The sequence below is a fragment of the Streptomyces sp. NPDC088194 genome (genome assembly GCF_040702025.1).
In the GTDB taxonomy this organism is placed as follows: domain Bacteria; phylum Actinomycetota; class Actinomycetes; order Streptomycetales; family Streptomycetaceae; genus Actinacidiphila.
Window position 1 is genome coordinate 11410 of the sequence record NZ_JBFBIV010000095.1, and the last position, 19557, is coordinate 30966.

Annotated in this window: 12 protein-coding genes and 1 pseudogene; 8 read left to right on the forward strand and 5 right to left on the reverse strand. The window is 74.3% G+C overall.

Translation table 11 applies throughout. The features are described 5' to 3' along the window. Window positions 1-665 precede the first annotated feature (665 nt). Entirely contained in the window at window positions 666-1223 is a 558-nt protein-coding gene (locus tag AB0399_RS33820; RefSeq protein WP_366413889.1) for a MarR family transcriptional regulator, read from the reverse strand. A 106-nt stretch (window positions 1224-1329) separates the two neighbouring features. Between AB0399_RS33820 and AB0399_RS33825 the strand changes: the two genes are divergently transcribed. From AB0399_RS33825 to AB0399_RS33840, 4 genes are all read left to right on the forward strand, one after another. After that, window positions 1330-1881: a YceI family protein gene (locus tag AB0399_RS33825; RefSeq protein WP_329368057.1), complete on the forward strand. Its 552-nt coding sequence runs from the start codon at window positions 1330-1332 to the stop codon at window positions 1879-1881. Window positions 1882-2225: 344 nt separating this feature from the next. After that, window positions 2226-3035, forward strand: a complete 810-nt coding sequence (locus AB0399_RS33830; protein WP_366413890.1) for a hypothetical protein — start codon at window positions 2226-2228, stop codon at window positions 3033-3035. A 94-nt stretch (window positions 3036-3129) separates the two neighbouring features. Then, complete coding sequence (locus AB0399_RS33835; protein ID WP_366413891.1) at window positions 3130-5340, forward strand: flotillin family protein; 2211 nt, start codon at window positions 3130-3132, stop codon at window positions 5338-5340. Then, entirely contained in the window at window positions 5337-10271 is a 4935-nt protein-coding gene (locus AB0399_RS33840; RefSeq protein WP_366413892.1) for a DNA repair ATPase, read from the forward strand. Before AB0399_RS33835 ends, AB0399_RS33840 begins: the two co-directional genes overlap by 4 nt. Window positions 10272-10929: 658 nt before the next feature. Here AB0399_RS33840 and AB0399_RS33845 read toward each other — a convergent pair. Together AB0399_RS33845 and AB0399_RS33850 are read right to left on the reverse strand one after the other, a co-directional pair. Continuing rightward, entirely contained in the window at window positions 10930-11532 is a 603-nt protein-coding gene (locus AB0399_RS33845; RefSeq protein WP_366413893.1) for a phosphatase PAP2 family protein, read from the reverse strand. Beyond that, a complete protein-coding gene (locus AB0399_RS33850) occupies window positions 11529-12242 on the reverse strand; it encodes a DedA family protein (RefSeq protein ID WP_366413894.1) in 714 nt (237 codons plus the stop codon). The genes AB0399_RS33845 and AB0399_RS33850 overlap by 4 nt, the downstream gene beginning before the upstream one ends. A gap of 117 nt (window positions 12243-12359) precedes the next feature. Here AB0399_RS33850 and AB0399_RS33855 point away from each other — a divergent pair. After that, window positions 12360-12728 (forward strand): annotated as a pseudogene (locus AB0399_RS33855) (BlaI/MecI/CopY family transcriptional regulator); the annotation flags it as partial. Between the two features lie 137 nt (window positions 12729-12865). Further along, window positions 12866-13786, forward strand: coding sequence for a M56 family metallopeptidase (locus AB0399_RS33860; RefSeq protein ID WP_329368072.1), 921 nt, complete (start codon window positions 12866-12868; stop codon window positions 13784-13786). Between the two features lie 457 nt (window positions 13787-14243). On the opposite strand, the gene AB0399_RS33865 is transcribed toward AB0399_RS33860, so the two are convergent. Then, window positions 14244-17165: a BTAD domain-containing putative transcriptional regulator gene (locus AB0399_RS33865; RefSeq protein WP_366413895.1), complete on the reverse strand. Its 2922-nt coding sequence runs from the start codon at window positions 17163-17165 to the stop codon at window positions 14244-14246. A 261-nt stretch (window positions 17166-17426) separates the two neighbouring features. Here AB0399_RS33865 and AB0399_RS33870 point away from each other — a divergent pair, with 261 nt between their 5' ends. Continuing rightward, window positions 17427-17948 (forward strand): hypothetical protein, encoded by a 522-nt coding sequence (locus AB0399_RS33870; protein ID WP_329368076.1) that lies wholly within the window; start codon window positions 17427-17429, stop codon window positions 17946-17948. 82 nt (window positions 17949-18030) lie between these two features. Beyond that, window positions 18031-19056 carry a DUF2786 domain-containing protein gene (locus tag AB0399_RS33875; protein ID WP_366413896.1) on the forward strand — a complete coding sequence of 342 codons (1026 nt, stop codon included), beginning with the start codon at window positions 18031-18033 and terminating at the stop codon, window positions 19054-19056. A 33-nt stretch (window positions 19057-19089) separates the two neighbouring features. On the opposite strand, the gene AB0399_RS33880 is transcribed toward AB0399_RS33875, so the two are convergent. Next, window positions 19090-19458, reverse strand: coding sequence for a VOC family protein (locus AB0399_RS33880; protein WP_329368080.1), 369 nt, complete (start codon window positions 19456-19458; stop codon window positions 19090-19092). Window positions 19459-19557 lie beyond the last annotated feature (99 nt).

Here is a 19557-nt window from a genome sequence, read left to right on the forward strand (position 1 = left end):
CCCCGCGCCCCTGGGGGTGGTTGTTCGTCGTTCCACGGTGTTGCTGCACTGTGGCTGGTGGCGCAGTTCCCCGCGCCCCTGGGGGTGGTTGTTCGTCGTTCCACGGTGTTGCTGCACTGTGGCTGGTGGCGCAGTTCCCCGCGCCCCTGGGGGTGGTTGTTCGCCGTCTCACGGTGTTGCTGCACTGTGGCTGGTGGCGCAGTTCCCCGCGCCCCTGGGGGTGGTTGTTCGCCGTCCCAGGGTGTTGCTGCACTGTGGCTGGTGGCGCAGTTCCCCGCGCCCCTGGGGGTGCTTGCCCGCCGTCCCACAGTGCCCCGGCACCGTGGCTGGTCGCGCAGTTCCCCGCGCCCCTGGGTATGTGCGGCTGCTCCGCAGCGCACAGGCACCCGTACCGGGCAAGGGGGAACGGACACCCGACAACGGCGAGCAACCCCCAACAGGGGCGCGGGGAACTGCGCGACAAGCCACCCACGCACCGCAAGGTGAACGACCGACCGGAAGGGGCACCCACCCAGGGGCGCGGGGAACTGCGCGAGCAACCACCCACCGGCCCGCGGACGAGGGCGAGGCAGCCACCCCGCAGGGGGGAGCCGAAGGGGCGACCAGGCGTAGCGCACCGCAAGGTGGACGACGACCGGAAAGGGCAGGCACCCACCGGGGCTGGCTCAGCCCGGGCAGCCGTCCGGGCCAGCCCCGCCGCGGCCAGCGGCTTCGCACGCTTCCGCTTCCGCTTCCGCCTCGGCCTCCTCCTCCCGCACGGAATCGCACTCCGTGCGCAACCCCGCACTGATCGCGCGCCCGATCCCGCGCAGAGCATCGAGCTGCTCGGGCGTGAGGACGTCGAAGAGGTGCTCGCGCACCGCGGTGACATGCCCGGGCGCGGCAGCGGCGAGGGCGTCGAAGCCGGCTGGAGTCAGCTCGCAGACCCACCCGCGGCGGTCCCCGTCAGCCGGGCGCCGACGCACCCAGCCGTTCTTCTCCAGCGCGGAGACAGCATGCGAGAGACGGCTGCGCGAGGAGAGAGACGCGTCCGCCAGCTCGCTCATCCGAAGGCACCGCCCCGGCGACTCCGAGAGCCGGACCAGAATCTCGTAGTAGGCCATGGGCATGCCGGAGTCCCGGCGCAACTGACGATCGACATACGCGGAGAACTCCACGCTCGACGTCATGTAGGCCCGCCAGACCTCCTGCTCCTCTTCGGTCAGCCAGCGCACGTCGTCCATACGATCCAGCATACGTGTGGTTGAACTTTCAACACCAGAGCAGTATGGTCAGTGAAAGCTCAATGATCTCGCATACATCCCAGTTCCGTTTCGAGGAGCCCTCCCCATGAGCACGCAGACCGAAGTGATCGACGGCTACGTCGCCGGCACCTGGAAGATCGACACTGTGCACTCGGACGTGTCGTTCTACGTCCGCCACCTCGGTGTCTCGAAGGTCCGCGGTCACTTCGCGGCCTTCGAGGGCACCATCGTCACCGCCGAGAACCCGCTGGAGTCCACGGTCGAGGCCGTGATCAGGACGGACTCGGTGAGCACCAACAACGAGGGCCGCGACGCCCACGTGCGCGGCGAGGACTTCCTCCACGTCGAGCAGTTCCCCGAGCTGACGTTCACCACCACCGGCATCCGGGCCAAGTCCTCCGAGGTCTTCGAGGTCGACGGCAACCTGACGCTGCGCGGTGTGACCAAGCCCGTCACCCTCGCCCTGGAGCTGAACGGTTTCGGCGCCGGCTTCGACGGCAACGCGGTCGCCGGTTTCTCCGCGGCCACCGAGATCAGCCGTGGCGACTTCGGGGTGACCGGCGGCGCCGCCGGTGCCGCGGTCGGCGACAAGATCCGGATCGCCCTGGAGATCGAGGCCGCGAAGGTCGAGGCCTGAGGCACCCCTGATCCGGCCGGCCGTTGCTGATCGTTCCGGGCAACAGCCGCTGAACCGGGCCCACTTCACCACCGGGCCCGCCGCCGGACCACCCTCGATCCACCCTCGATCCATCCTTGGTCCACCCCGATTCACCCTCGTTCCACCCAGGTTCCACCTTCTGACGACGGCCGTTGTGGGCGCTTGATCCGGCGCCTACGACGGCCGTCGCGTTTCGGTTGCAGGTGGACCAGGACATCTGAAGGCCGCCAAGTCTGCCGGGATGCGGAAATGCCGTACCCGCCCGCGCGCTGCCACGATCTGTCCGGCAGGACGGAACGGCAGAGGGGGGAGGCGCACCCGGCATGGGGGAGTTCGTCGATGTGTGCCTCGGCTTTCCGACCGTCCTGTTCGGGGGGGCGCTGGTGGTCGTGGTCGGCTTCTGGGGCCTGGTGCTGGTCGGCGCTGCCGACTCGCACGGCCCGGGCCACCACGGCGCCGACGGCGGCCACTCCATGGGACACGGGGGGTCCCATGGAGCGGCCCCGGCCTCCGGCGACGGGCTCGCGGGCCACGGCCACACGGGCCACGGCCACGCGGGCGGCGGCGCCCACGGCGGCGCCCACGGCGGCGCCCACGACGACGGCGACCACTCGGCCGACTCCGGCCTGCTGGCCGCCGCAGGACTCGACGGCGTACCCGTCACCGTGGTGTTCTCGCTGCTCATCGCGCTCGGCTGGTTCCTGAGCCTGGCCGGCTCGGCCGCCCTGAACGGCGCCGGGCTGCACGGGCCCGGCCGCGCCGTCGCCGACGTCGCCCTGATCGCCGCCGCGCTGGTCGGCGCCTGGCTGCTCACCTGGGTCCTGGTACGGCCGCTGCGCCGCCTGTTCCCGTACGAACTGCCGCCCTCCCGCGCGGACTTCGTGGGCCGGATCTGCGTCGTCCGCACCGGCACCGTCACCAGCCGGTTCGGCCAGGCCGAGGTGACCGCGCCCGACGGCTCCACCGCGATCGTCCAGGTCAGGCGGCCGGAAGAGGATACCGGCGGCCCCCTCGCGGCCGGCAGCAGCGCGCTGCTCTACGACTACGACCCGCAGGGCGAGTTCTTCTGGGCCGCACCCTACGAGGACCCGGCCGCCGGACCGCCGCCGCCGGGTGCCCGGTCCCTGACCTGACTCGACCTGTCCCGTCCTGTCCGCGGCGCGTCATGTCCCGCCGCACATCTGACACCCACTCATATCCGCTTCACCGCATCGAGGTTGGTCCGTCATGGATGCCACCGTCATCGGGATCGGCGTGCTCGTCGCCGTCCTCCTGCTCATCGCCCTGGGCGTGGTCGTCACCGTCACGAAGCTGTTCAGGAAGGTCTCCCAGGGCCATGCGCTGATCGTCTCCAAGTCCAAGCACGTGGACGTGACCTTCACCGGCACCGTCGTGCTCCCGGTGCTGCACAGCGCCGAGTTGATGGACATCTCGGTGAAGACCATCGAGATCCAGCGCACCGGCCGCGAGGGCCTGATCTGCCAGGACAACATCCGCGCCGACATCCATCTGACGTTCTTCGTCCGGGTCAACAAGACCAAGGAGGACGTGATCAAGGTGGCGCAGGCGATCGGCACCGAACGCGCCAGCCACCAGGACACGTTGCAGAAGCTCTTCGCCGCGAAGTTCTCCGAGGCGCTGAAGACGGTCGGCAAGCAACTCGACTTCGTCGACCTCTACACCCACCGCGAGCACTTCCGCGACCAGATCATCCAGGTGATCGGCACCGACCTCAACGGCTACCACCTCGAGGACTGCGCGATCGACTTCCTGGAGCAGACCCCGCTCACCCAGCTCGACCCGGCCAACATCCTGGACGCGCAGGGCATCCGGAAGATCACCGAGCTGACCGCGATCGAGCACGTGCGCACCAACGAGTTCCAGCGCACCGAGCAGAAGGAGATCACCCGGCAGAACGTCGAGGCCCGGGAGACCATCCTGGAGCTGGAACGCCGCCAGTCCGAGGCCGAGATCAAGCAGCGCCGCGAGGTCGACACGCTGCGGGCCAAGGAGGAGGCGGTCACCGCCAAGGTCCAGGAGGAGGAACGCCTCAGCGCCCAGGGCGCGTTCCTGCGCACCGAGGAGCAACTCGGGGTGCAGCGGGAGAACCAGGCCCGCGAGGTCGCCGTCGCGCAGAAGAACCGCGAGCGGGTCATCGCGGTGGAGAACGAGCGGATCGAGAAGGACCGGGTGCTGGAGGTCATCGCCCGCGAGCGCGAGACCGAACTGGCCAGGATCTCCAAGGAGAAGGAGGTCGAGGGCGAGCGCCGGGACGTCGCCGACGTGGTGCGCGAGCGGATCGCGGTGGACCGTACGGTCGCCGAGCAGGAGGAGTCGATCAAGCAGCTGCGGATGGTGCAGGAGGCCGAGCGGGAGCGGCAGGCGCTGATCATCACCGCGGAGGCGCAGGCGCAGGAGCGGCTGGTCAAGGACATCAAGGCCGCCGAGGCCGCCGAGCAGGCCGCCCAGCACAAGGCCCGCGAGTCGCTGACGCTGGCCGAGGCCCGCAAGCGCGCCGCGGACCTGGACGCGGACGCCAAGGTGCGGCTGGCCGAAGGGCTGCGCGCGGAGGCGGCGGCCCAGGGGCTGGCCGAGGTCGAGGTGCGCGAGCGCAGCGCGGCCGCGATCACCAAGGTCGGCGCGGCCGAGGCCGAGGCGACCACCGCCCGGCTCAAGGCCGAGGCCGAGGGTGCCCGCGCCAAGTCCCTTGCCCAGGCGGAGGGTACGGCCGCGCAGGCGACCGCGGACGCCGCGATGATCGGCGAGCGGCTGAAGGCAGAGGCGGCCGGGCTGACCGAGAAGGCCGCGGCGATGGCGGCCCTCGACGACGCCTCGCGCGGACACGAGGAGTACCGGCTGCGGCTGGCCGCGGAGAAGGACGTCCGGCTGGCCGGGCTCGACACGCAGCGGCAGATCGCCGAGGCGCAGGCGACCGTCCTGGCCACCGGGCTGGAGAAGGCGGACATCAGCATCGTCGGCGGTGACGACGTCTTCTTCGACCGGCTGCTCGGCGCGGTCAGCGCGGCCCGCTCGGTGGACTCCTTCGTCGCCAACTCCCAGACGGTCCAGGCGGTGGCGGCGCCCTGGCTGGACGGGTCGGAGCGGTTCACGCAGGACGCCACCCGGGTGCTGTCCTCGCTCGGCGGGGGGATGGGCGGTATGAGCGTGGCCGGCCTGCTGAACCGGCTGATCGCGAGCGGCAGCCCGCAGGCCGGCGGGTTGCAGCAACTGCTGGACCAGGCACGGGCGATGGGGATCGCCGACACCGCCCTGGCGGGCGTCGCGGGCGCGGGCGCCACCGGTTCGGGCGCTGTCGGTTCGGGCGCTTCCGGGTCCGACGCCGCCGGCACCGCGGTACCCGTCGCCGCCGGGGCCGCGGTGAACGGCACCTCGGGCGCGGCCGGCGGCGCGCAGGCGAACGGACTGGCGAAGAAGTGAGCGAGCAGGTCTCCACGGCGGACGCCGGCCCCGGCCCCGGACCGGAAGCGGCCGGGCCGGCCGGCGACGCCTACCAGGTGCTGCGCACCCGGTTGTCCGGCACGGCAAGGGAGTTGGCCCGCCGGGCCGAGGCGCTCAACGCGGCCCGGCAGGAGGTCTTCGGTTCCACGGAGTTGCGGCTGGCGGGCGCCGAGCGGTTGCGCACCGCCCGCCCGGCGCTGCCCGCCGACATCGCCCCGGTCGGGCCCTACCTGCTGTTCGCCGCGAACCCGGCCGACGTCGAGGACGTCGCCGACGTGTTCCGGGTGCGCCGCGCCGACGACCTGGACGGCGACGGGACGGGCGCCGGTGCGGCCGGCGCCGATACGGCCGCGTCCACCGCGCCGGACACCGGCCCGGCCGGGCTGCTGGACGACCCCGGCTTCGTCCGCGACTTCCACGAGCTGTACCGGTACTACCGGCAGACCCGGGTGGTGCGGGTGCGGGTCTGGGAGGGCCGGGTGCTGGCGGTCTTCCGCACCGGCGCCGGCCCCGACGACGTGAAGGCGCTGGGCTGGCGGATCGGCCGCGACGGCCGCTGCGCCTACGAGGGCACGGCTCGCGAGGAGCCCGCCGAGCCGCCGGAGACGGTGCGGTGGAGCGCGGTCGGCAGGGAGGCGTACGTCCCCGGCCGCCGCCCGCACATCGCGCTCACCGCGCCCGACGGCGGCACCCTCACCCTCGACACCACCGGCGGCGCCCTCACCCTGCGCACCGGCGGCGCCATCCACGAGGAGCCCGTCGACGACGCCCTCCAGTCGCTGGCCGACGCCGACGTCGCGCTTGCCGGCGCCGGGCCGCTGGTGCTGCTGCGGGTACGCCCCTACCGGGAGTCCGCCGACCGGCACTTCGCGGTCAACACCCGCACCGAGCAGATCGAGCGGATCGACGCGCTCGGCCAGGTCTGCCTGCGGCTGCCCGACGACCAGGGCGTGGTCTTCCCCGGCGGCTACGTCCTGGCCACCGGCGGCACCCGCACCTTCGACCTGGCCGACCTCGCCGGCCGGACCGAACCCGCCGGTGACCCCGGTACGCCACCCGCCGCCGGTGAAGTGGCCGCCACCCGGCTGGAGTTCGAGCGCGCGGTGCGCTCGGCCAACGGCGAGGACGTGCTGTACGTCTTCCACGCCCCCGCCGACGGCCACCGGCTGCTGCTGCCGTACAACCTCATCCGCAAGGAGGCCGCCGCCCCGCTGCACGTCCAGGGCAGCGCGCTGTACGAGGACGGCACCCTGATCACGCTGCGGCCCGCCGAGGGCGGCGAGCCCGGCCGCGTGCACACCCTCCAGCGCTGGCACACCCCCTTCCTGTCCGACACCTACGCCGCCGCCCGCCCGGTCGGCGACGGCCCGCTGGCCCGGATCGGCAACCCCGACCTGGTCCGGGCGGTCTCCGACGCGCTGTCGGTGGCCCGCGCCGCCCTGGAGCCCGAGCCCGCCGCGGCCGTCTACGAGGCACTGACCGCCGCCGCCGAGCGCGTTCTGGACCGCCACCACTGGCTCGCCGACCCGGCCGCGCAGGACCTGGCCGGACCGCTGACCGAGGTGCGCGACACCGCCCGCCAGGTGCTCGCCGAGTACGCCCGGGTCCGGGAGTCGGCCGCGCGGGCCGCCGCGGCGGCCGACGAGGCGGAGGCGCGGATCACCGCGCTCGGCCGCCGGGTACGCGGCGAGGCCGCCGCGTCCGCGGACGAGTGGGTCACCCGCCTCACCGAACTACGCGGCGCGCAGGGCCGGTTGGCGACGCTGCGGGAGATGCGGCAGGCCGACCCGGCCCGGCTGGACGCCCTGGACGCGCTGCTGGCCAGGGAACTGGCCGAGGCCGCGGCCCGCGCCGCCGCGCACTTCGCCGACGAGGCCGCCTTCGACGGCTACCGGCAGCGGGTCGCCGACGTGGCCGCGCGGGTCCCGCGGGCCGCCACCGCCGCCGACACCGCGCCGCTGGCCGCGGCCCTCGACGAGCAGGCGGCGGGCCTGGCCACCGTCACCGAGACCGCGGGCACCCTGGAGATCACGGACGCGACCGTACGCACCCGCATCCTGGCCACCGCCGCCGACGTGCTCGGTGCGGTCAACCACGCCAGGGCCGTACTCGCCTCACGCAGAAGGGAGTTGCTCGCCGCCGAGACCGGCGCGGAGTTCGCCGCGCAGAGCGCGCTGCTCGCCCAGAGCATCGCCGCGGCCCTCGACGCGGCCGGCACCCCCGAGGCGTGCGAGGAGCAACTCGGCCGCCTGCTGGTGCAGATCGAGAACCTCGCCACCCGGTTCGCCGCCGACGAGGAACGGCTCGCGGCGCTCGACGCCCGCCGCGAGGAGGTGCGGGGGACCTTCGCCGCCCGCAAGCAGGCGCTCGCCGACGAACGCGCCCAGCGCGCCCAGCGGTTGACCGCCAGCGCGGCCCGGCTGCTGGACGGCATCCGGCGCCGCGCGGCCACCCTCGGCTCCGCCGACGCGATCCACACCTACTTCGCCTCGGACCCGCTCGCCGCCGAACACCGCAGGATCGCCGAGGAGTTGCGCACGCTCGGCGACCCCGCGCGGGCCGCGGAACTCGGCTCCGCGCTCGCCGCCGCCCGCCAGGCCGCCATCGGCGCCCTGCGCGACCGGCTCGACCTGTACGAGGACGGCGGCGCCGCGATCCGGCTGGGCCGGCACCGCTTCGCGGTCAACACCCAGCCCCTCGACCTCGCGCTCGTCCCGCACGCCGACGGCCTCGCCTTCACCCTCACCGGCACCGACTACCTCGCCCCGGTGGACGACCCCGCCTTCGCGGCCACCCGCGCCTTCTGGTCCCGGCCGCTGGTCTCGGAGTCCCCGCGGCTGTCCCGGGCGGAGTTCCTCGCCGGCGGGCTGCTGCTTGACCAGCTCGCCTCGGGCGCCCCGGCCACCGGCGACGTGCCCGCGAGGGTACGGGCGGCCGTCGCCGAGCGCGCGTCGGAAGGGTATGAGCGGGGGGTGCACGACCACGACGCGGTGCTGCTCCTCACGGCGCTCGCCGAACGTGCCTCGCACGCCGGGCTGTTGCGGTACTCCGCCGGCACCCGGGCGGGCGCCCTGCTCTTCTGGACCTACGGCAGCCGGCCCGCCGAACGCACCGCGTGGACGGCGCGGGCCCGCTCGCTCAGCCGGGCGCGGACCACGTTCGGCGGGGCCGGCGCCGGGCGGGCGCTGGACGCTCTTGCCACCGAACTCGGCTCCGCCGCACGGGACTTCCTGCTCGCCGCCGGCCTGCCGGAACCGGTCCGCCCGGCCCCGGACTCGGCGACCGACGCCTTGCTGCTGGGGGAGTACCTGGTCGCCGAACTCGCCGCCGAGCAGGCCGGTTTCGCGGTCGGCCCCGGCGCCCGCACGGTCGTGGCCCGGCTGACCGAAGCGCTGGGCGGCCCGGACGCGGTGCCGTACAAGGAGTTCAGCGCCGATCTCGACGCGCTGGGTGGGGAGTCGGACGCCGGGCTGGGCGCGCGCTGGCAGCTCGCCCGGGCCTGGCTCGGCCCGTTCGCCGGCGAAGCCGACGGCGCCGACAGTGCGGACGTAGCCGAAGGCCCGGGCGCCGGCGACCTGGTGGAGGCCGCGGCCGGACTGGTCTGCGGCGCCGGGGCCGTACGGTACGAAGTGGACGCCGAGGTCGAGGTGACGGTGCGCGGGCTGCTCGCGGCGCACCCCAGGGCCGTGGACGGCGCCATGACCCTGCGGGTGGACGAACTCCTCACCCGGGTAAGGAGGTTCACCGCCGAGGAGGTGCCGGCGTACCGCGCGTACCAGCGGCACCGTACGGCCGTGGTCGCCGCCGAGCGGGACCGGCTCGCGCTGGACGGCTACCGGGCCCGCCCCCCGGCCGGCTTCGTCCGCAACCGGCTGCTGGACGAGGTGTACCTGCCGCTGGTCGGCGACAGCCTGGACAAGCAGTTCGGCCCGGCCGGCGGCCTGCTGATGCTCATGTCCCCACCCGGATACGGCAAGACCTCGCTGGTGGAGTACGTCGCGAGCAGCCTCGGCCTGGCACTGGTCGGCGTCTCCGGGCCCGCCCTCGGCAGCGGCACCACCTCGCTCGACCCCGAACGCGCCCCCGACGCCGCCGCCCGGCGCGAGCTGGAGAAGGTGCGGCTCGCCCTGGAGATGGGCTCCAACGTGCTGCTCTACCTCGACGACATCCAGCACGCCTCGGCGGAGTTCCTGCAGAAGTTCATCCCGCTGTGCGACGCGCAGCGCCGGATCGAGGGCCCGGCGGGTGCGTACGACCTGCGCGGCAAGAGGTTCGCGGTGTGCATGGCGGGCAACCCGTACACCGAGTCCGGAGCGCTCTTCCGGGTGCCCGACATGCTCGCCAACCGCGCCGACGTGTGGAACCTCGGGGATGTGCTGACCGGGCGGGAGGACCTGTTCGCCTTCAGCTACGTGGAGAACGCGCTCACCGCGAACCCGGTGCTCGCCCCGCTGGCCGGGCGCGACCGGGCCGACCTCGATCTGCTGGTACGGCTCGCCGCCGACGATCCGACCGCCCGCGCGGCGGACCTGGCGCACCCCTACTCCGATGCCGAGCGGGCGGAGATCCTCGCGGTGCTGCGGCACTTGCTGCGGGCTCGGGACGTCCTGCTCACCGTCAACGCGGCGTACATCGACTCCGCGGGGCGGGACGACGCGTCCCGCACCGAGCCGCCGTTCCTCCTACAGGGGTCCTACCGCAACATGAACCGGCTCGCCGGGAGGATCACCGCGACCATGAACTCCGCGGAGCTCGACGCCGCCGTCACCGACCACTACCGGGCCGAGGCCCAGACCCTCGCGCACGGCGCCGAAGCGGCTCTCCTCAAACTGGCAGCCCTCCGAGGCACCCTCACCCCCACCCAATCCGCCCGCTGGACCCACCTCAAATCCCCCTACCCCTCCCCCTGACCCCCCCTGCGTGCCCCTGCGGGGTGGCCGCCTCGCCCTCGTCCGCGGGCCGGTGGGTGGCTGGTCGCGCAGTTCCCCGCGCCCCCCTGCGGGGTGGCTGCCTCGTCCTCGTCCGCGGGCCGGTGGGTGGCTGGTCGCGCAGTTCCCCGCGCCCCCCTGCGGGGTGGCCGCCTCGTCCTCGTCCGCGGGCCGGTGGGTGGCTGGTCGCGCAGTTCCCCGCGCCCCTGGGTGGGTGCCCCTTCCGGTTGGTCGTTCACCTTGCGGTGCGTGGTGGGCTTGTCGCGCAGTTCCCCGCGCCCCTGTTGGGGGTTGCTCGCCGTTGTCGGGTGTCCGTTCCCCCCTGCCCGGTACGGGTGCCTGCGCGCTGCGGAGCAGCCGCACATACCCAGGGGCGCGGGGAACTGCGCCACCAGCCACAGTGCAGCGGCACCGTGGAACGGCGAACAACCACCCCCAGGGGCGCGGGGAACTGCGCGACCAGCCACGGTGCCGGGGCACTGTGGAACGGCGGGCGAGCACCCCCAGGGGCGCGGGGAACTGCGCGACAAGCCAGAGCCGGCCGTCAGAGGAGGACGAGGCAGCCACCCCGCAGGGGGGCGCGACCGCCCACCACCGGCGGGTGGTCCCTGGGCCGACAGGACGGGGGCACCCGGGGGGGTCAGGGGCGGCCACCCCGCAGGGGCCCGCGGGGACGGATCGGAACCCCGACGGTGGGGAGCCGTACACCGAGTCGACGGACCGCGAGCATGAGGAGCCACGCCACGACCCCGCCCAGTACGAACCCCACCAGGACGTCATGGGGGTAGTGCACGCCGATCCACACCCGGGACGCCCCGAGAAGAAGGGCGAACGGGACCGCGATCCGCCCGAGTCGCCGGTCGGCGAGAAGAAGGGCCACCGCCGAAGCCGCCGCGATCGCCGAATGATTGCTGGGGAAGGACCAGTCCCCGAGAGCAGGGCACGCCTCGACCGTGGGAGCGACATGCAGCGTCTGGCAAGGCCGTTGCTCGGTGAAGATCGACTTGACGATGTCGTTCGCAAGGAAGGCGAGGACCACGACCACCGGCACCGCCAGCACCGCTGCCATCCGCGCCCGGTCGCCCCCACCCCGCGCCCGCCACCACGCCCAGAGCATGAGGACCGCGAACACGCCCACCCCGTAATCGCTGAAGAGCCGCACCACGCTGTCGAGCGGACCGGGCGTGTGCTGCGAGAGACGCACGACCCAGCGGTAGAGGCCCGCGTCGAACCCGGCGTTCATGACCCCTCCGGAGGGACGACGGCGTGGCGCCCGCGCGCCCGCTCACGCCGCCCGCGCCGCAGTTCCACCGCGAGCGGCACCAGCGACACGACGACCGCGACCGCGACGATCGGCAGCAGATAGTGATCGACGTTCGGCACGGACGAGCCGAGCCCGTAGCCGGCCAGCACGAGCCCGACCGTCCAGACCGCGCCGCCGACCGCCTGCCACAGCGTGAAGGTGCGGACGGGCACCGCCAGCGCCCCGGCCAGCGGGTTGAGCACGGTGCGCACCACCGGGACGAAACGGGCCAGCACCACGGCCCTGGCGTGTCCGTACCGGGCGAGCAGGTCGGTCGCGCGCGCCGCGCCCTCGTGCAGCCGCCGGCCCCGGGACCTGGCCAGCAGCGCGGGACCGGCTCTGCGGCCGAGCACGTAACCCGTTTGGGCGCCCAGCAGCGCACCGGCGAGCGCGGCGATCAGCACCTGCCAGAGCGTGAGGTGCACCGCGCCCGAGGCGCCCGGCGCGCACAGCAGCCCCGCGGTGAAGAGCAGGGAGTCGCCGGGCAGGAAGAAGCCGACCAGCAGGCCGGTTTCGGCGAAGAGCACGACCGCGATGCCGAGGGCGCCGAAAGAGGCGAGCACGGAGTTGGCGCTGAGCGGGTTCAAGGCGAGGTGCGCGGCCGGTTCGGCCGCCGCATGGGCGACGAGTACGGGCACGGGCAGAGGCATGGCGGTGGAGCCCTCCCATAATGGTTCAGGGGGCGCCTGCGGCGACCCCTACCGACTACAGTGATGTAGACGGTCTACAGCACTGTAGACGAATGAGGCGGAAGGGGCGATCGAGCCATGCCGGAGCCGAGCGCGGGCCGCCGCCCGTCGGGCGAGCTGGAGGCGAGCGTCCTGGCCGCGCTGTGGGCGGCCGGCGGCCGCCCGCTCACCCCCGCTGACGTGCAGCGCGAACTCGGCACCGCCCTGGCGCGCACCACCGTCACCACGATCCTGGCCCGGCTGTACGAGAAGGGCTCCGTCAGCCGCGCCCGCTCCGGCCGCGGCTACGCCTACCTGCCGGTCCAGGACTCCCCGGGGCTCGCCGCCCGCCGGATGCGCAGCGAGCTGGACAAGTCCGCGAGCGACGACCGAGGCACCGTACTGGCCCGGTTCGTCTCCGGGCTCGGGCCCGACGACGAGAAGGTGCTGCGCGAGCTGCTGGCGCAGGCCGGCGAGGCGCCCGCCGCGGCCGGGGACGGCCACGGAACCGGAACCGGAACCGGAGCTGGAACCGGAAACGGTCGCGAAAGCGTCCACGGAAACGGCTACCACGCGGGGGATCACATGGGGGACGAGGAGGTCCGGTGAACTTCTCCGTCTGGCTGCCCCTGCTGCTGCCGCTGCTCGCCGCGCCCGCCGCCCGCCGGCTCGCCGACGCGCTGCCGCCGCGCACCGCCGCGTGGCTGCTGGCCGTGTCCGCGGCCCTGCTCGCGATGTGCAGCACCGCCGCGCTCGGGCTGCTCGCCGGGGCGGGCGCGCTGCGGCTGCCGCCGGTGGCCGCGCTCGGCCACCTCGTGCTGCCCGTGGTCGGCGACCAGGTCACCGTGCCGGCCGCCTGCGTGGCCGCCGGGCTGCTCGCCGTCGTCGCGGTGGCGCTCGTCCGGGCGGTACGGCGCCACGTCCTGCTCGCGGACCGCGCCCGGCGCGGCGCGGACGACTCCGGTACGGCCGCGGGCGACCTCACGGTGCTCAGTGACCCGCGGCCCGACGCGTACGCCCTTCCCGGGCGGTTCGGGCAGCCCGGGCGGATCGTCGTCACCTCGGGGATGCTGCGGGCCCTCGACCCGGCCGAGCGGGAGGCGCTCCTCGCCCACGAGCGGGCCCACCTCGCCGGGCGGCACCACCTCTTCCTCGCGGTACTCGCGCTCGCCTGCGCCTGCCATCCCGCGCTCCGGCTGTTGCGGGTGCCGCTGTCCTACGCGCTGGAGCGGGCCGCGGACGAGGCCGCCGCCGAGGCCGTCGGGGACCGTCGGGTCGCCGCTCTCGCGATCGGGCACGCGGCCCTTGCCGGGCGGGCCCTGCCGCGGCCCTACGCCGCCCTCTCCGCCACCACCGGGCCCGTGCCCCGGCGGGTCTCCGCGCTCCTCTCCCCCCGGGCCGCCCGTGCGCCCCGCGCGGTCGCCGCTCTTCTCGCCGGCGCCCTCGCGCTCTCCGCCGGCTGCGCCCTCCACGCCGCCTACGAACTCCACGGCAACATCGAGGTGGCCCAGGGCGAGCCCCGCTGACCTCCTACGGAGAAACCCGGCCGATTCCCCCCGGGCGCCCCCGGCCCGCCTCCGGCCAGGGGCGTCGAACCCGCCTACGGCCCGCCGCGCCCCGGCCTGCCTGCCGCCAGGGGCGTCGAACTTGCCTCCGGCCAGTCGCACGCCGGGTGCGTCTACGGTCAGGGGCGCCGAGCCCGGCTCCGGACAGGAGCGCCCCGTCCCGCCTACGGCCAGGGGCGCCCCGTCCCGCCTACGGTCAGGGGCGCCGAGCCCGGCTCCGGCCAGTCGCACGCCGGGTGCGTCTACGGTCAGGGGCGTCGAACCCGGCTCCGGACAGCCGCGCCCCGGCCCGTCTACGGCCCGCCGCACCCCGGCCCGCGCCTGCGGCCACGCGCTGCCGCGGCTGCGGCAAGGCCCGAGGCCGCGGGCCCGAGGCGGCGTCACCCCGCGGACCCTCGGGGGCGTGACGTCGCTCACGTCACGGTGACGACGGTGGCGCCGGGGCCTTCGCCCGGCGCATGTCACCGATGGTCTGCCACAACCGCAGCGCCCGTTCCTGGTGCCGGCGTGCGAGGTCGTGGGCGCCGGCGGCGGCGTCCAGGTCGCCGATCAGTTGCCAGCAGGCGGCTTCGTCGTGGCGGTCGCCGTGCCGGTGGAAGAGTTCGGCCGCGCGTTCCAGCGCCGGGCCCGCCCGGTCCCGGTCGTGCCGGCCGGCGTACACGCGGCCGACTTCCAGCAGCGTGTACGCGGCGCATCGCTCGTCGGCCATGTCCTCGAAGGTGGCCAGCGCCTGCCGCAGGCAGCGCAGCGCCTCGTCCGGATCGCCACGCCGGTCGTGCAGCCGGCTGAACCGCCGCAGCACGACCGCGACCCGGTGCCCGTCGTCGAGCGCCCTGGCCTGGCGCAGGGCCCGGCCGAACCAGGACTCGGCCTCGTCGAGGTCACCGTGCATGAGCCGCATCACGGCCATCGATCCGGACAGCTGCGCTTCGAGGTGCCGGTCGCCCTCACTGACCGCGATGGCCAGCGCGTGCTCGACACGGTCGGCGCCTTCGCCGTAACGGCCCCGCACCCGGCTGATCGTGCTCAGCATGGCCAGCGACAGTGCCTCGCCGCGCCTGTCGCCGCCGTCCTTGCACAGCCTGACGGAGGACTCCAGGGCACCGGTCGCCTCGTCGAAGTCGTCCTGATAGATGTGCAGTTGGCCAAGGCCGCGCAGCAGCACCGATGCGCCGCGTGCGTTGCCGGAGGTCTCGGCCGCGCCCAGGGCGAGCCGGTGCCCGTGCTCCCAGTCCTGGTACAGGCACCGGTGGTCGTAGTAGGTCACCGTGCCGGCGGTCAGTTCCCAGGCCAGCTCGTCCAGTTTCCAGTCCACGGCCAGTTTCACCGCGCCGAGCAGGGTGGCGCGTTCGGCGTCGAACCAGCCGACCGGGTCGGCCGTCAACCGGGCCACGACCGCGTCGGGCAGCGACCGGCGCGGCGCGGAACCGGGCTCGCCGACCAGCAGCCCGGCCGGCAGCCGGGCGGTGCCGCGCCCGGCCAGGTCGAGCCAGGTGGACAGCACCCGGACCATCGCGTCGCGCTTGTCCGCCGCCGGCAACCGGGTGGCCGCCTCCACGGCACAGGTCCTGATCAGGTCGTGCAACCGGTAGCGCGGCTGGCCGAGGGCGTCGGTGGTGGTGAGCCGCACCAGGCTGGCGTCGACGAGGGCGTCCAGCACCTCGTCGGCGTCCGGGCGGTCCAGCAGCGGGCCGACCACCCAGCCGGGCAGGGTCTGGGCGCCGAGCAGACCCAGCAGGCTCAGCGCGCGCACCGCGTCGGCGGGCAGCAGCCGCAAGCTCAGTTCGACGCTGGCCCGCACGCTGAGGTCCCCGATCCTCAGCTCGGCCAGCCGCCGGGACTCGTCCTCGATCCGTTCCCGCAACACCCGCAGCGACCAGGCCGGGCGGCCGGCGAGCTTGGCACCGGCGATCCGGATCGCCAGCGGCAGGTTGCCGCAGCAGTCGAGTATCGCGTCGGCCTCCGCCGGTTCCCGCTCGATCCGCCGCCGCCCGACGATGCCGGTGAACAGCTCCCGGGCCTCCGCCGGGCTCAGCACGTCCAGGTCGACGTGCCGGGCGCCGGGAAGGTGCGTCAACAGGGTGCGGCTGGTGATCAGCACGGCACAGCCGTCGGCCCCCGGCAGCAGCGGCAGCACCTGGTCGGCGTGCCCGGCGTCGTCCAGCACCACGAGCATCCGGTGGCCCGCCAGCAACGAGCGGAAGAGCGCGGCCCGTTCGGACACCCCGTTCGGGATCGCGCTGCCGGTGACCCCCAACGCGCGCAGCGCCTCGGCCAGCATCAGTGCCGGGTCGCGCGGCTCGTCCGATGTCCCGGCGAGGTCGAGGTACAGCTGCCCGTCGGGAAAGGAGGCGCTCGCCAGCCGTGCGGCGTGCGTCGCCAGGCAGGACTTGCCGACACCGGGACCGCCCACGACGACGGCCACAGGGGACCGGTCCGGCGCCGACCCGCCGAGTAACCGGGCCACCTCTGCCAGCGCGTCGGCCCGTCCCACGAAGTCGGGCAGGTCGAGCGGAAGCTGGCGCACCGGCATCGCCATGACCGGTCCGGTGGCGGCGGCGCCGGGCTCCTCCGGCCGGTCGTCCGGGGGACCGCTCGCCGGGACAGCGGCCGCCAGGGCGGGATCGGCCACGAGGATGCGCCGGTGCAGCGCCTGGAGCGGCGGGGAGGGGTCGACGCCGAGTTCGTCCGCGAGCGTCCGGCGCAGCCGCTCGTACACCTCCAGCGCTTCGCCCTGGCGCCGGCTCCGGTAGAGGGCGACCATCAGGTGTTCGGCGACCTGCTCGTCATAGCGGTGCTCGCGCAGCAGTGCGGCCAGTTCCTCGATGACCTCACGATGCCGCCCCAGGTCGAGTTCGACACCCAGACACCGTTTGTGCGTGGCCGCGCGCTTCTCGTTCAGGCGGGCCGCGTCCGACTGGAGGACCCGGCTCGCGATGCCGGTCAGGGCGTTGCCGCGCCAGCAGGCCAGCGCGCGCCGCAGCCCGGCGGCCGTCTCGATCGGAGCGCCGTACCGCGGGGCGAGGTTCCGCTCGTGGTCGAACTCCAGGAGGTCGAGCTGGTCCGGGTCCAGGTGGATCTGGTAGCCGCCGCGCCGCGTGCTGATCAGGGAGCGGGGCGCTCCGCACGCGGCGAGGTTGCGGCGCAGCCCGGACAGGGCGTCCTGGACCTGGCGGACCGCGGTGGCGGGCACCTTCTCGTCCCACATCACGGCAACGAGCCGCTCCATGGCGACGAGGTCGTTCGCGTCGATCAGAAGCGCGGCCAGCATCTTGGCCTGCCGCGGTCCGTCGAGTCGGACCTCGCGCCCGGTGATCTGGGCGTGTAACGGACCCAGCACGCCGAATCTCATGTCCCCCCCGGCACTTCACGATCAGCGCCGAACCCCCGTCCGACCTGGCACTAGGACGAATCTAGGACGGCCGGCGGACGAGTGTCCATACGGTCGCCGCAGAAGGGCCCGACACCACCGCGCCACCCCGGCGCGACGCTCGATGGCGAGGGCTGAGGAAGCGACCCGACCGCACCTGACCACCTGACCAGCAGGCCACGCCCCGGGTTCGTGCCGGTGGCGGACCGCTGCCATGCTCCAGGAGGAGCGATGAAGACGACGCAGAAGCGTTCCAAAGTCCTCGCCCTGACCGCCACCGCCGTGCTGGCCGGATGCTCGCTGCCGGTGCTGGCGGCCGGATCGGCGAGCGCCACCGACTGCCTGCGGTCGGTCGGCACGGTCTTGAACCTGGTCGCCGACAACCAGCACATCGGCGTGTTCTACCAGGGGTTCGACCAGTGCAACAAGACCGCCTACGCGGAGCTTCACTTCGACAGCTCGAAGGCGTCGAGCGAGGTCACCTCGACCGACCCGTACACGGACAACTGGATTCAGATCGCCGACCGGGTGCCCAGCGGACCGCGGCTGAAGAACAGCGTCCTGCCCAGCGGGGACTTGTACTGGGACGCGGGCTCGGTATCGGTCGAGCAGCCCGATGAGGAGATCTTCGACGCCTCCACCAGCTTCTACTACTGGACCGGCAGCCACATCGCGGACTGCTACGCCGTGACGGGCTGGAAGTACGCGGACGGCAGCCCCCAAGGTGCCCACGCGAACTGCCAGGACGTCTGACGGGCGATGCCCCGCCGGCCCGGCCGCCGGCCCGAACCTGTGGGCGGCCGGCCCGCGGCGGGCGGTGCGGCAGGATGGGGGGATGGAGTGGCTCGGTACGGGGGAAGCGGAGGTCGCGGCTTCGCAGCTCGCGGGGGCGGGGGAGCAGTGGGCGGCCGTCGCGGCCGAAGCGTACGCGCGGGTCCTACGTGAAGCGGCGGCGCGGGGGTGGCAGGACGCGGACCTGGTACGGATGGCCGGGCGGGAGCTGGGCGCCGACCACCACCGGCTGGCCGAGGCCCTCGCGGCGCGGCCCGGGCCGCGGCAGCGGATCGCCGAGTTCGTCGCCGGGGAACGGCTGGACCGCTTCTCGGCGGCCCTCCTCGTCGTCGAACTGCTGCGCCTGTACGCCACCCTCCCCCCGATCACCGCCCTGACCGTCCCCCCGCCGCCCCACCCGGGGGGAGGGCCCGGCGGCAAGGCCCTCGCCCGTATCCGCGCCCTGCTGGCGAAAGCGGAGTCCACCGGTTTCCCGGAGGAGGCCGAAGCGCTGTCGGCGAAGGCCCAGCACCTGATGGCCCGGCACAGCATCGACGCGGCCGCGCTGGCCGCCGCGCACGGCGGCGGCCCCGACGCACCCGCCGCCCGCAGGATCGGCGTGGACCGTCCCTACGAAGGCGCGAAAGCGCTCCTCCTGGACGCGGTGGCCGCCGCCAACCGCTGCGAGTCCGTCTGGTCCTCGGAATTCGGCTTCGCCACGGTCGTCGGGCACCCCGCGGACCTGGAAGCGGTCGAGGTGATGTTCACCTCGCTCCTGGTGCAGGCCGACCGCGCCCTGCACCGCGGCCGCTCCTCCCGCTCCCGCGACTTCCGCGAGTCCTTCCTGATCGCGTACGCCGCCCGGGTCAGGGAACGCCTCACCGCCGCCACCGACGCCGAGGTCGCCGAGGCCGCCCGCGAGGCCGGTCCCGCACTGCTGCCGGCCCTGGCCGCCCGCGACCTCGCCGTGCGCGACACCACGCGGCGCCTGTTCCCCCGGACCACCGCCACCCGGCTCAAGGGCCGCGACCCGGACGGCTGGCGGCACGGCCGTACCGCCGCCGACCGCGCCCGACTCCGCGACGGGTAGGAGCCGGCGGCCGTCAGCCGGCGTGATCGCGCCTCAGCCCTGGCCGGTGTCGATCACGCAGAAGCGGTTTCCCTCGGTGTCCGCGAGCACCACGAAGTCGGCGTCCTCGGGATAGTCGTGCCAGTCCACCCGCCGCGCGCCCAGCGCCAGCAGCCGCTCCACCTCCGCGGCCTGGTCGGCCGCGTCCCCCGCGTACAGGTCCAGGTGCACCCGGGGGTACTCCTGCACCGGGGTCTCGCTCAGCCCCAGCGACAGCTGCGGCCCACTCCCGGCGGCGGGTACCAGCACGACCCAGTCGTCCTCCGGCTCCTCCCGCGGCACGTAGTCCAGCGCTCGCATCCAGAACGCCGACGCCCGCGCCACGTCGCCGACGCCCATCACCACCGAACCGATTCTCAGCATGCCCCGCATTCTCCACGGCCCCGGAACGCGCGGGCGTACCCGGAACATGCGGGCAGGCCCGGAACGCGCGGGCAGGCCCGGAACATGCGGGCGGCCCCG